Genomic DNA, 14163 nt, shown 5'->3' with positions numbered 1-14163 from the left:
GTCGACGTCGCCGAGCCGCCGGCGGCGGTCGAAATCGCGCCGATCTGGAATCGCATCCTCGGTCAGGTGGACCTCAGCCCACCGCACACCGCCCAGGAGCCGGGCCCGCGGGAGAAACGCCTCAACGAACTGACGGTGTTCCTCCAACACAACCGATTCGCCGACAGCACCGACATCATCCGCGCGGTGTACAACGGCGGCGCGTCGGGCAACACCGTCACCCAGCAGATCTCGCTGCTGCGCGCACGGCTGGGCGTCATCCGCGTCGGTGGGCCAAAAGCACTGCCCCCCATGAAGGACAGCGGTTACGTTCTGGACAACGCGGTCCGCTCGGACTGGATGGAGTTCGAGCGACTCGTCGAGATCCTCATCGACACCACACCCACCGCCCAGCTGGACGCTGCGATGAGTCTGGTCACCGGACCGCCGCTGGGCGGGGTGCCCCCCAGGGAATGGGAGTGGACCAAGGACCTGCGCGACGAGATCCGCGATCGCGTCGCTGGGGCTGCCGTCGTCCTGGCGGGCCGCCACCACTCAGCCAGGAAATACGGCGCCGCAGTGGAAATCGCGCGCAAGGGTCTCTGGTACGACAGCGCACGCCAAGACCTGTGGCGCGTCGGCATGCAAGCCGCGCTCGACGGCCACGACAGGGAGGCGCACAAAGCGTTGCGCAGCCAGTACCTCAGCACCGTGGCGGGCCCCGACCGGGACCCGGCCGTCCTCGATCTGACCAAACAAGCAGGGTAGGTCCACATGCATTCAATCGTTCTGTCCCAGTTCACCGATGACGACGATGAAGTCATCACCACCGCCGCCACCGACCCTCCCGCGATGTCGGTGTCGGTGCGGACCACCGGTGAAATCGTCGACGTCGACGCCCAAACCGATCGGCTGAAACCGCTTGGCGCAGACGGCCTCGGCGAACTGTTCACCACCTGCGCGCAATCGGCGTTCGCGCACCGCTACGACCCCCTGCAAGACGAGGGCTAACCCACGGTGGCCCACCTGGACGCCGAACCGGCCGACCTGCTGCGAGTCGCCGACGACTACACCGAACTGGCCACTCGGACAACACAACTGTCGCCGCAGGCGCTCGACGAGATCAAACGCATCGCGGTAACCCACGGACCCATGGGCTACCCGACCATCGTCGGGATCACCACGGGCATGGCCGCACGTCAGGCTCGACTACACGCCAAGGCCGCCGACTTCGACGTGTACGCCGAACGGTTCCGTGAACACGCCGCCGCCTACCTCGACCAGGACCACGCCAACGCCGCGCGATTAGCCGCCCTGGACTTCCCGCAAGCCCACATCGACCCGACACCGCCCCCGCGCGAGCCCGCCGAGTACCCGGTGGTGTGCTGGCTCCCCAACGCCGACGCCGATCCCGCCCAGTACTGCCCGGCCGACACCACGCGCATCGAGTATGTCGACGGTGAGGGGCAGTGGATCCAGAAGGACATCGGCACCGGAGCCAACGAAGTCGTCATGAACGGTGCGCTACCAGGCGTCGACTACCTGCCTGGCCCTCCCGCCGGGCCCGCCGCTCCGGGCATCACCGACCGGCTGTGGCCCGATGAACACGGCAATCTGGTGCACGAACACCGCCCGGACCCCGGTGAGCCGCCCACGATCGACGTACTCCCACCGGGCCGGATCAGCTGGTGACCCCCGGCAGTCGGTGTGCGCAAACAGGCCGCAACAGTCGCGGCAAACGGCCGCAGCCAGGTACAAAGGCAGTGAGGGGGCGTGCGTCGCGCGTCGGCGACGGTGAACGGCACCGTCGCCAGAACCGCCCACGAAGGGGCGGAGACGTCGCAGCGCGGCCGAGACCAAGCCCACGGGAGGAGGCGGCGATGGCAGCAACGAGCGATCCTGAACCGCCGCGCCCGCCCACGCTGGCAGCGCCCTCCCCGCGCCCCGCCCGCCTCGTCCGACGCCACGACCCGTGAGGACCTCATGACCAACCCGCTCGAACCGCAGCCGACACCCACGCCGACGCCGGACATCGTGTATCCCTCGGGTCCGGACGGTCGATACGGCGACAGCGGCCAGCCGCTGTACCCGGAGGGACACGTCGGAGACGACGGCACCTGGCAGGTCCCGCAATACCCGCCCTACATCCCCGAGTCGCAGTTCGACACGTCCCAAGGCGCGCCGCGTTCCACCCTCGACGGCATCCACGGCACGACCGACGACGATCCGGTGCGCTGGTCACCCAGCCACCCCGGCGAACTGCCGCCCTACTGGATGAACAAGTACGTGCAAGACCAGACCGACCCCGACCTGTGGTGGCCCGACAAGCGCCCCGAGGCGCCCGGCTCGACCCACCCAGCCGCGTTCCACAACGGCGACGATGCCGGCCAGGGCAGCGGAAAGCTGGACGTCAATCCGGCGGATCTGAACAACGCCGCCGATCAGTACGCGCAGCTGCAGGCCGCTGCGGCGGCGATCAGCCCCCAGGCCGTCGACGAGGTGAACCGGATCATCGCCAGCCACGGCCCGATGGGCTATCCGGTGGCCGTCGGAGTGGTCGCCGGCCTGGCCCGCCGACAAGCTCAACTGGCCGGCAAAGCAGCCGATTTCGGCGTGTACGCCACCCGGTTCAACGAGCACGCCGCGGCCTACCAGACCGGAGACAGCGAGGGCGCCGGTCTCTATCGGCAGGCGTCGACCCCCGGCGACTGGGAAGACGACGGCCCCTACGACGGCTGGCCCTGGCCGGATCCCGGTGGCGCGGCCGCCGGCCCCAACGCCGGTCCCGCGATCCCACCGGGTTTGCTCTCGACCTGACGCGCTGACCGGCGCGGGGCGAAAATTGGTGATATGCCGATCCGCCAGCGCAGGAGAAAATGAACCATGGCCGCTTTGAACGTCGACACCGACGGGTTCCGCCGCACCGGGGAACTCGTCGACCTCGCAGGCACGCTACTGGGAACCGACTTCGACGACCCGACACCCACCCCGGCCTGCGCATCCGATCCGGCGTCGGAGACCATCATGCGCAATCTCAACGCGCGCCAGGAATGGCTGCTCGGCCACGTCCGCACCGGATCCCAACAAGCTGCCAGCGCCGCCAGCGGCATGAACGACGCCGCCGCCAGCTACGAGACCGGCGATCGCGAGGGAGCCAGCTACTACACCCAGTTCGGAGGGAACTCCGGCGGCGGTGGGGCCCCGACCGCCACGATGAACGCCGCCGCGCCGACGGCGGCCGCGGCACCGGCCATGCCCACCTTCGACCCGATTCCCGACGTCAGCGGAACCGAAGGGGAATCGCTGGCGATGCAGCTGGAGGCCGGCGCGGGTCCCGGTCCCGCGGTCGCCACCGCCGCACGGCTGAGCACCCTGGCTGCGCGCGCCGCTGCGGCCAACGCCACGCTCCTCGACGCCCACACGCAGCTGCTGGCCACCGGTGAATCCCAGGCGACACCGGGGATGGCCGACAAGCTCGCCAAGGGCATCGCCTTCACCGAAGCCGTCGCCGGACACGCCTCCGCGCTGGCCGGCGGGTACGAGTCGGCAGGGAATCTGCACACCCTGACCTACAGCCAGGTCGGCCCTTCCGCGGAGTGGGGCGGCCTGAAGACCGAGTTGGCGAACTTCCAGGCGCTCAACGCCGGCACCGGTGGCGCCTATCAGCCCGTCGTCGACGCCTACCAACAAACCCTCGACGACAAAGAGCAGCTCAAGGGGGTGGCCGCCACTGGTCTGCAGACCGGCGGCGAAGTGGTCAGCACCCCACCCGGCGATCTCGTCGACCCCGGAATGGACCCCAACGGCGACGGCCAGCCCGATGAGAAGAAGGACAAGAAGGGCGCCGACGACAAGAACCCCGACGCCGCCACCGACGACCTGGCGTCCTCGTCGGGCATGCAGGACATGCTGCAACCGCTGATGGGTGCTCTGGGACCGCTCACGCAGTCCCTCGGAAAGGCCAATCCGCTGCAGTCTGTCGGACAGCTCGCACAACAGCTGGGCCAACAGGTGGGCAAGCTCGGCGGCGACGCCGCAAAGAAGGCGGCTCACCCGCTCAACCCCGCCGCCCTCGCCAAACCCCTCGCCGGCGCCGGCAAGGGCGCCGGTGGCGGGGGCGGCGGGGGCAGCCCGATCAAGCCCTCCAGCAATCTTCCTGCCGCCACCCACCCGGCGTCGCTGGCCGGATCTCCGGCCGCCACGCCGTCGGGCACGGCCGCGCCGCTCAAGGCCGCCACCGCTGTGCCCGCGGGCAGCAACAGCACGGGCGGCGGCATGATGCCGATGGGTCACCGCCCCGGTGGTGACGGCAAGACCTCCAAGATCAACTCCTACGAGGAGCCGCTGGCCGAGGTCGAGAGCACGGGCCGCCCCGGCGTGGTCGGCGAGGCGCCAAAGCCGGCGCCGCCCGTGGTCAATCCGGATGCGCAGAACGCCGTCAAGGCCCGCCTGGCGCGCCGGAAGAAGGACGCTGCCGGCGACGGCGATGAGTAGCTGGGGACGGGTTGACCGCCGTGTCCCACTTCTGTGCCACGCTGATGGCATGACCGCCCAGTCGACCGTCACGGCACCTGCCGCCGCGTCCGTCGGCGATCGCCGCGGCACCCCCGCCCCACCCCGGCCCGACCAGCGTTAGGCACACCGATGGACATCCCCCTGCACCCCGCGGTAACGACCGAAATCGCCCGCGGCCGCGAGTTTCTCGACCGAATCCGCAACGCCCGCCGCAACGTCGAAGGGCTGCGCGTCACCGTTCCGTGCCCCGACGGCGACAACGAGATCGTCTTCGGTGGCGACGGCATGGTCGTGGCCGCCACCTTCACCGACGAGGTGTTCACCCGCCATCCCGGCGACAAGCTCAGCGAACTGCTGCTGGCGATGTGCGAGGAAGGCTTCGACCGAGTGTCCAAGCAGGTCACCGCCGAGGTCGCCGGCGCCCTGGAGCAGCAGTGACCGACACCGACGCCCTCGATCTGTTCACCAGCAGCTGCGCCGCACTGGGCGCGGAGGTGTTCGGCCGGGTGCAGGTCCCCGACCACAGGCAGGCCCGCATCGGCTTCGAGCGGCTGACCGCTGCTCATCCCGAGTTGTGCGACGGATGGCTGGGCCTGGCGGCCAGCGGCGCCACCGACCGCTCGGTACTCGAGAACGCCTACCGGTGCATCGACACGGCCGGGGAGCTGATCGCGGCCACCGACGTCGCCGCCGACGCCGTGGACTTCCCCTTCGACACCGGCCTCTACATCCAGCTGCACGCCCGTGGCGCCGACGGTGTGACGATGGCGTGTGCCGCAGCGCGCGCCCGCGAAGGCGACTTCAGCGCCGCGCGTGACCTGCTCGACGAACGCCTGCTGAACGCTCATCGGCTCCACGCGGGCTGGGTCCTGGCCGTCATCTTCTTCCGCGCCAACCGTTGGCACGACGTGCGCAGGGTCCTGTCCCCGCTCACTCCGCACTCCCGCAACGACCCCTACCTCTTCCAGGCGATGTCTGTGGCGCAAGGACTTTCGACCGCGAACCTCGGTCTGTGGGAGCCCGCGTTCGAGCAGCTCAGCACTCAGGGGCAAGGGCCCATCCCCGCGGCAAGCTCCGAAGCCCTGCTCGCCGCGGCGCTGTCCGCCCGCGCGCTGGGGCGCGATGACACCGCCACCGCGCTGCTCAACGAGGCCTACGGCATCCCCGGCATCGCCGACAGCCTGCGCCAGAAGATCGGGACGGCCCTCAGCGACCCCGGTTACGGCATCCTGCCGACCACCGCGGCCCGCATCGACGCCCGCACCGACTACTGGGACTCCGCCACCGAACCCGGTGAACGCGACTTCGCCCGCCAACTCGGGGCGTCTCGGCGTGAGGAGCTGCGCGCCGAAGCCGACGCCGAACTCGCCGAATTCGTCGGCATGGCCGACGTCAAGGATCAGATCGCGCGCCTGGAATCCAGTGTGCGTGCCGCCAAACAGCGTGAGGCACTGGGCCTTCCAGTGCGCAACAAGTCACTGCATCTGGTGCTCAAGGGCCCGCCGGGCACCGGCAAGACCACCATCGCACGGGTGATCGCCAAACTGCTGTGCGCCGCGGACGTGCTGCCGTCGGACACCTTCGTCGAAACCGGGCGCGCCGATCTCGTCGACAAGATCATCGGCGGATCCGAGGCCAAGGTCCGCCAGATCATCGACCGCATCATCGACAGCGGCGGCGGTGTGCTGTTCATCGACGAGGCCTACGCGCTGACCGACTCCGGATCGGAGAACGACTACGGGCCGTTGGTGATCGCCGAACTGATCCGCGCCATGACCAACCACTCCGACAAGCTGATGGTGATCGCCGCCGGCTACGCCGACAAGATGCAGGAGTTCCTGGACTCCAACGAGGGCCTGCGCTCACGGTTCACCCGCGCGATCACGCTGCCGTCGTACTCGGTGGACGAACTGATCGAGATCACCACCCGCAAAGCCACCAAGGGTGGAAGCCTCATCGAGGACGCCGAACCGCTGCGGCGGGCCTACACCGACCTCGGCTCGGCCACCGCAGTGGATACCACGGGGCGCCGGCGCGCGGCGCTCGACGTGCTGGGCAACGCGCGGTTCGCCGACAACCTGATCGGGTTCGCCGAAGAGGAGCGCGATCACCGTCTCGACGTCACCGGCAAGCTCGGTCCCGACGCCACCGCCGAGGACCTCCAGACCATCACCGGAGACGACCTGCGTGCCGCGGTGGCCCGTGAACTCGGCAGGGCCGATCGAGAACAGCACATCGAACTGTCCCGAGGTGCGATCGGAGGCGAGCAGTGACCGCACCGCAGCAGCCGCGACGCGGATTCAAGTCCAAGAGTTCCGAGCCGGGCCCGACCTCGCAGCGCACCCGCCCCTGGGGGTTCGTCACCAAGCACCAGATCTCGGGCTGGCGCTTCCTGATCCGACGCATCAGCAACGGTGTCGCGTTGCGCGACACCCGCATGCTCACCGATCCGCTGCGACGGCAGGGTCGCGCACTGAGCGTCGGGCTGATGCTCGGGGTGATCCTGCTCGCGGGCGCCTTCATCCTGTCGATCCTCAAACCGGCCGGCACCAGCGGAGGCCAGACCATCCTGGCCGAACGATCCACCAACGCGCTCTACGTTCGCATCGACGACGAGCTGCACCCCGTACTCAATCTCGCGAGCGCCCGGCTGATCGTCGGCAAACCCGAAGCACCCACCGTCGTGAAGTCCGCTGAGATCGACAAGTTCCCCCTCGGCAACACGCTCGGCATCCCCAACGCGCCGTCGCGGATGGATCAGAACCCCAGCCGCGACGCCCGCTGGATGGTGTGCGACGCCGTGGGCGGCCCCGACGCCGGAACCACCATCACCTCCGGTGACCCCATCCCCGGACCGGGACACGCGACCCCACTACCGGACAACACGGCGATCCTGGCCACCGACAACGGCGATAAGAGCACCTGGCTGATCTGGGGCAACAAACGCAGCGAGATCGACTTGAACAACCCCGCGGTGAGCGCTGCGGTCGGCATCAACGTCGACACGCCCAACCCGCGCGTCATCGACCGATCCCTGCTCAACCTCATCCCTGAATCACCGCCGCTGATAGTGCCGTTCATCGCCAACGCCGGTGACCCGCCCCGCTTCCCGTGGCCGGTGCCGGGCGAGCAGGCCCCGCTGGTGGGATCGGTCGTCGTCGACCGCGACGAGGACAACCAGCTGCGCTACTACGTGGTCACCGCCGAGGGGATTCAGCCCATCTCCCCGGTCATCGCCGCGATCCTGCGTGCCAACGACGCCTACGGTCTGGTCGAGCCACCGGCGTTGACCCCCGACCAGATCGCCAAAGCCCCCAAAGCCGAGGTCGTCGCGGTCGACGACTACCCCACCAACGCGCTTCAAATCCTCGATCCCACAACCAATCCCGTGTCGTGCGGGCAGTGGGTCAAGCTGGACGGGGCGCCGACGTCGAGCCTGACCCTGCTGGCGGGACAGTCCCTGCCGGTGGCCGCCGACGCCAAGCCCATCTCGCTGACCGGAGCCGGCCCCACGGCCGCGCAGCGGGCGATCCTGCCCAAGGGCAGCGGCTACTTCGTGCAGGTGACCGGCCAGCAGCCGGAGTCGGCGACGAAGGAATCGGTGTTCTGGATCTCCGACCTCGGGGTGCGCTACGGCATGGAGGCTCCGAGCACACCGGGAGGCGTCGGCGGCGGCCCGGCCGAGTCGCTCGGTATGACCGCCCAGCCCCTACCCATCCCGTGGGCACTGCTGAGCCTGTTCGCCCCAGGTCCCACCCTGTCCAAAGACGACGCGCTGGTCGCGCACTAACCGAAAGTCGGGATATGCGAGCAAGATTCCCCCAACGCCGCCGTGTCAGCGGGCCCAAGCGCCTCGACAAGGACTTCAACTTCGAGCCGCCCCCCGAGTTGCCCCGCACCATCGAGGTCAGCGCCTGGAAGAAGGCGCTGCCGTGGGTGTTCGGCATCGTCATCGTCGGCATGGTCGCGATGATGTTCATCATGGGGTTCCGCCAGATGAACCCGATGTACCTGTTCTTCATGGCGATGATGGGCATCGCGCTGTTCTCCTCGATGCAGGGCCAGGGCAACAACTCGGAGATGAGCACTCCGGAGGTCAACTCCGAGCGCGCCGAATACCTGCGCTACCTGTCCGGCAAGGCGGAGGAGATCCGCGCCTCCGCCGATGCGCAGAAGGCCAGCGCCGAATGGTCGCACCCGGATCCCGACGTCCTCGAAGCCGTCCTCGACGGCCCCCGCATGTGGGAGCGCGGCGCCAGCGACAAGGACTACCTGCACATCCGGGTGGGCCGCGACGAAGTGCGGCTGGAGGCCAAAATCCGGGTCAAGCCCGTCGAATCCGAACTGGACCTCGAACCGGTCACCAAGACCGCGCTGCAGCACCTACGGGCGGTGCAACAGTCGATTCCCCACTGCCCTAAGGCAATCGACATCGCCGGCAAAGGCATGATCAGTTTCTACGGTGACCGAGAAGCCTTCGAGGCGGCCGTGCGGGCGTGGATCGCGCAGCTGGTGTGCTGGCACACGCCCAACGACACCGCACTGGCGGTCGTCTCACCACACCTGGAATCGCGCTGGTCGTGGGCCAAGTGGATGCCGCACACCGAGAGCCACGACATCGACGGCGCCGGCCCGGCCCGGTTGCTGGGCGCATCGCTGCGCGACGTCGAGACCATGCTGGAACCGCTGCTCAAAGAACGCGCCAAGCTCGTCGACGACAAGGGGACCGTGGATCCAGGCGCGGTCACCAAGTCCAACAAGCACGTGGTGGTGGTCGTCGACGACCCGGACGCGCCGTCGGTGGCGGTGCGGCGCATCGCCGCCCGCGATGGCGTCACGGTGATCGCCTTCCGCAACGGCGAGGGCCCCGACCGCGACTACGCCGCGCACACCCGTGAGCTGCTACTGCGGGTGGATCGTCCCAGCCACGCCACTGATGCTGTGCTGCGCATGCAGCACTGGCACAACTTCCGCTGGCAGATGTTCTGCGCCGAACCCGACACCCTCGACACGAAGGTGATCGCCCACCTGGCCCGCCAACTGTCCAAGTGGGACAGCGCCCCCATCGGCCGCCAGGACGCCGAATCGGCTGCCGCGCAGAACATGCTGTCGCTGCTCGGTGTCACCAACGCCGCCAACCTCGACGTCCACGCCCTGTGGAAGCCGCGGATGCTTCCCGTGGGAACCGGTGAGCCGGTGAACCTGGAACCACTGCTGCGCGTGCCGATCGGGCTGCAGCCCAGCGGTGCGCCGCTGATCGTCGACCTCAAAGACGAAGCTGACGGCGGCAACGGTCCGCACGGCCTGATGATCGGCATGACCGGATCCGGTAAGTCGACCACGCTGGCCACCCTGGTCGAAGGCCTGTTCATCCAGCACTCCCCCGACGTCGTGCAGGCCATCCTGACCGACTTCAAGGACGGTGCCGGTTTCGACGCGTTCGTCGACTACCCGCACGTGGGCGCGGTCATCACCAACATGGAGGAAAAGCGTTCCCTCGTCGAGCGATTCGGAGACACCCTGCTCGGGCTGCTCGATCAGCGCGGCCGCATCTTCCACGAAGCCGGCAACCAGATCAAGGGTGCGGCGTTCCAGTCCCTGGTGGAGTACAACGAGGCCCGCGCCACCCCCGCCGGCGCCCACCTTCCGCCGGTGCCGTTCATGTTCGTCGTCGTCGACGAGTTCTCGCTGCTGCTCAAAGACCATCCCGAGATGGCCGACGTGTTCGACACCGTGACCCGTAAAGGCCGCTCGCAGGGCGTGTTCTTCCTGTTCGCCAGCCAGACCCTCGACGAGGGTGTCATCAAGCGCATCCCGGACAACACCCAGTACCGCATCGGTCTCAAGGTGGCGTCGGAGTCGATCTCGCGCCGCGTCATCGGCAACGCCGACGCCTACCACATTCCCGACGGCAAGAACGTTAAGGGCACTGGCTATTTCGTGCGCGCACCCGGCGCCGAACCGGTGAAGTACCGCGGCTTCATGCTGCCCAGCCGCTACGAACCACCCACCACGATCAACCGTCGGGTGATCAGCGCGACGCCGCGAGCGAGGCTGTTCACCGCCGGCCGTGTCGAACCCGACGCCGACACCGTGATCGAAGAGGAGATCGCCGCCGAATCCGTTCTCGACGGCCCGCCGCGGTCACTGGTGCTCACAGTCGGCCCCCAGCTGACCGCCGCCTACGGCAAGAAAGTCCCCCAGCTGTGGTCCCCGCCGCTGGATGATCCGATCCCGCTCGACTCCATCCTCGGACAGGCCCGAGGGATACCGCAGCGCGCCGGCGCGGCACCGTGGTGGCCATTGGGCGAGATCGACCGGCCCCGCCAGCTCAGTCACGGACTGCTGCGCTACAGCCTCGACGACGGCAACGTGTCGGTGCTGGGCATGCGCAAGGACGAAGCCTCCTCTGTCGCACAGACGTTCATCCTGTCCGCGGCGAGTCGCTACGCGCCGACCGAGGTCGGCTTCTACCTGCTGAGCTACGGCGGACCCGCCCTCGGTGTCGTGCGTGAACTACCCCACGTCGGCGCCGTCGGCGGGGAGGGCCGCCGCGAAATCAACCTGCGCATGTTGGGCGACCTGGAGGCGATGCTGATGCGCCGTCGGCGCCTCTTCCAGCAGAACAACATCCTGTCGGTGGACGAGTGGCGGCAGAAGCGGCAGGCCGGAGCGCCCGGTCTCGACGACGGCTATCCGACCGACATCTTCGTCATCGTCGACGGCTGGGAGAACTTCATCGAAGACAACACCTCGCTGATGAATCCCAAGAACCCGCAACTGAAGAACATCGAGACGCTGATCGGTGGCGGCCACGGTGTGCACGTCATGATCACCGCCTCGGACTGGATCCGGCTGGGCAACGTCGTGCAGAACCAGATCAACACGCGCTACGAGTTGAAGCTGTCCAACGCCGCCAACTCCCAAGTCCGGGCACGGATCGAAGACAAGATGATCCGCCCGCAGGACCGCATCCCCGCCGAGCAGCCGGGCCGCGGTATCACCAGCACCGGCGACGTCATCCGCTTCGCCGTCGGCCGCACCGACGGTCAGGCCAGCATGGACGACCTGGACACCAAGGTGCGCGAAACCGCGCAGGAGATCGCCCAGCGCTACACCGGTGTCCGCGCTGCCCCGGGGCCCCGGCTGCTGCCCACGCGGGTCGAAGTGGGCTCGCTGCCCCCCAGCCGCGATCTGGGTGGGGAACGGCACGCGTTGGGCGTTCGGGGCCGCGACCTGCAGCCGATGGTCATCGACTTCGCGACCGATCCGCTGCTGGCCGTCTACGGCGACGACCACCACGGCAAGAGCGGCTTCATCCGCAACACGATCGCCAGCATCGTCGCCGCCCGCGAGTCGACCAAGGACGCCTTCATCGTGCTGTTCGACCCCAAGCGCCGCCTCGGTGACGTGCTGCCGATGCTGGTCGAGCCGCGCGACGACAACTCCGACCCGGCCGACTTCTACGAAACCGACCCCGTGATGATGGCGCGTCGGGTGGAGCAGATCGCCCAGATCCTCGACGGGCGCCAGCCGCCGTCGACGTCGGGGTGGGAGCAGCGGCGCGCCTGGACCTTCGAGGGCCCGAAGATCTTCCTGATGGTCGACGACCTCGACGCGGTGCCGGTGCGCCAGCAGGTCGAGCAGTTGATCCCGGTGAGTGCGGGCGCTGCGCCGGCCGCGGCTCCGCAGAAGATGACCGTCTCGGTGGCGACGTGGGAGCCGATACTGAAGCACCTCGCCAACGCCGCCGATCGGGGGCTGCGCCTGGTCGTCACCCATCGCGCTGCCGAGATCATGGCCGCTGAGGTGCAGCCCCTCGGGATTCCCAACCAGCTGTCGACCCAGCCGTCCACTCGGATCCTGCTGGGTGCGCGGTCGGATCGAGACAAGGTGGGTGGAGTGAAGTTCGAGGTAGGGCTTCCGCCGGGCCGCGGCCAGGTGGTGGGCGGCAGCGAGGACAACTCCGGCTACGTGCAGTTGGCGGCTGCACCCCCAAACTAGTTGTTACGCCCATGTTAAAAGTCCACGTAGGGGGTGACATCTGCCGGTTGGGTCGTGCTGGAGTGGGTGGCACGTGTCATTTGCTGGCGGTACCGTGACCACCAGTAGCACATCAGCAAAATTGCCGTCGCTGCCAGTCCGGAACGTCGGCGATAATGAAAAGCAAGGTCACAGCGGAAGAGGGGACGCTATCCCATGCAACTCGATGTAACTCCCGAGGCGCTCTCGGCGGCATCCGGTCAGGTCGCCGCCCTGACGGGTCGACTGATCGCCGTCAACACCTCCCACATGGTCGCCAACGCCATGATCCTGCCGCCCGGATCGGACATCGCGTCGATCAAGACGGCGGCCAGTCTGCAAGCCGGTGGACTCGAGCACGACGCCATGGCGGCGATGGGCAGCTTCGAGATGGCGGCCTCGTCCTACGGCGTCGGTGAGTCCAGCGTCAGCTACGCCACCGGCGAAGCCGAGGGCGTGGCGACCTACACCGCGGCCGGCGGCGTCGGGGTCTAAGCCCCAGGGGTTTCTCTATGGTTGCGCTACCGCCCACGCCGATCTATCACGCGGCCCCGCCGGAGGTGCACTCGACGCTGCTCAACACCGGAGGTACGGCTGCGGGAGTCGTCGCGGCCGGCACCTCCTGGTCGCACGTCGCCGCTGAATACGTGGCCGGCATCGCCGAACTGGAGGCGATCCTCGCCTCGGTGCAGGCGACCTATCAGGGTCCGTCGGCCGAGAAGTTCATCCTCGCGCATCAGCCGCTGTTGATGTGGATGCAGCAGGTCGTCATCAAGGCGACGTTGGCGGCCGTCGCCCACGGGGAGATCGCGATCTCCTACGAGACCGCGGTCGCGCTCATGCCGACCATGGTCGAACTGATCACCAATCACGTCGTGCACGCGGCCCTCGTCGGTACGAACTTCTTCGGGCAGAACACGATTCCGATCGGGTTCAACGAGGGCGACTACATCCGGATGTGGAACCAGGCCGCCGACGTGCAGACCACCTACGACGGATCGACAGGTGCGGCGGTCGCCAGCATCCCCGACACCACGCCCGCACCGCCGACCCTGGTTCCCGGTGTCGGCGAAACGGGCGACGTGGTGGCATCGGCGGCCAGCTTCCTCACCCAGGGCGTGGCCACGGTCACCGGTGCATCGCTGACCGCCGGAAACGCCATGGCCGACAAGCTGGTGGCCGGCAAGGTGGCCGCGGCTCCGCTCTCGGTGGCCGACAAGGCGGCCCAGGCCTCCGAGGCGGCTCCGCGCCAGGAGACGCAGAACGCCGTCGATCAGGCCGGCCAGCAGCTCAAGCCCGAGAACATGGGCGCCAGCATGATGCAGCAGATGACCTCCATCGCCTCCTCCGCGCCGCAAGCGGCGTCCTCGGCGATCCAGGGACCCGCCCAAATGCTCACGCAGGCACCGCAGATGCTGGCGTCGGCGCCCCAACAGCTCAGCGGAATGCTCAGCCAGTTCGCCGGCGGGTTCGGCAGCGACCTCGCCGGACAAAGCGCCCTACCGGCCGCCGGCTTCCCCGGCACCGGCGCAATCACCGGGTTCAACCCCGCGGGTATGACCAGCCTGGCCGGCGGTGCTCTGGGCAGCGGCCCAGCCCGACCCATGATGCCCTCGACGTGGGGTTCGGCGCCGACGAGCACCGCCG

The 14163-nt window shown here is 68.5% G+C and carries 11 protein-coding genes; all 11 read left to right on the top strand.

Annotated features, from left to right (window positions below):
- Positions 1-747: AfsR/SARP family transcriptional regulator (locus AC2VOU_RS14980; protein ID WP_486958092.1), on the top strand; the 747-nt coding region annotated here is incomplete at its 5' end.
- Positions 748-753: 6 nt separating this feature from the next.
- Complete coding sequence (locus tag AC2VOU_RS14975) at positions 754-990, top strand: hypothetical protein (protein ID WP_486958091.1); 237 nt, start codon at positions 754-756, stop codon at positions 988-990.
- A 6-nt stretch (positions 991-996) separates the two neighbouring features.
- Complete coding sequence (locus AC2VOU_RS14970) at positions 997-1671, top strand: WXG100 family type VII secretion target (RefSeq protein ID WP_486958090.1); 675 nt, start codon at positions 997-999, stop codon at positions 1669-1671.
- A 291-nt stretch (positions 1672-1962) separates the two neighbouring features.
- A complete protein-coding gene (locus AC2VOU_RS14965; RefSeq protein WP_486958089.1) occupies positions 1963-2796 on the top strand; it encodes a type VII secretion target in 834 nt (277 codons plus the stop codon).
- Between the two features lie 66 nt (positions 2797-2862).
- A complete protein-coding gene (locus AC2VOU_RS14960; RefSeq protein WP_486958088.1) occupies positions 2863-4473 on the top strand; it encodes a Fis family transcriptional regulator in 1611 nt (536 codons plus the stop codon).
- A gap of 150 nt (positions 4474-4623) precedes the next feature.
- Complete coding sequence (locus AC2VOU_RS14955) at positions 4624-4932, top strand: hypothetical protein (RefSeq protein WP_486958087.1); 309 nt, start codon at positions 4624-4626, stop codon at positions 4930-4932.
- On the top strand, positions 4929-6767 hold the full coding sequence (eccA, locus tag AC2VOU_RS14950) for a type VII secretion AAA-ATPase EccA (protein ID WP_486958086.1): 1839 nt from the start codon (positions 4929-4931) through the stop codon (positions 6765-6767). Before AC2VOU_RS14955 ends, eccA begins: the two co-directional genes overlap by 4 nt.
- Positions 6764-8284: a type VII secretion protein EccB gene (gene eccB / locus AC2VOU_RS14945; RefSeq protein ID WP_486958085.1), complete on the top strand. Its 1521-nt coding sequence runs from the start codon at positions 6764-6766 to the stop codon at positions 8282-8284. The genes eccA and eccB overlap by 4 nt, the downstream gene beginning before the upstream one ends.
- Positions 8285-8298: 14 nt before the next feature.
- Positions 8299-12498, top strand: a complete 4200-nt coding sequence (gene eccCa / locus AC2VOU_RS14940) for a type VII secretion protein EccCa (protein WP_486958084.1) — start codon at positions 8299-8301, stop codon at positions 12496-12498.
- A 195-nt stretch (positions 12499-12693) separates the two neighbouring features.
- Positions 12694-13011 (top strand): PE family protein, encoded by a 318-nt coding sequence (locus AC2VOU_RS14935; RefSeq protein ID WP_486958083.1) that lies wholly within the window; start codon positions 12694-12696, stop codon positions 13009-13011.
- 17 nt (positions 13012-13028) lie between these two features.
- A partial coding sequence (locus tag AC2VOU_RS14930) for a PPE family protein (protein ID WP_486958082.1) occupies positions 13029-14163 on the top strand: 1135 nt, incomplete at its 3' end.

This window comes from Mycobacterium sp. TH-M25, from assembly GCF_057473665.1.
Note: the sequence above shows the minus strand (reverse complement) of the source record. Positions and strands in the feature narration are given on the sequence as shown.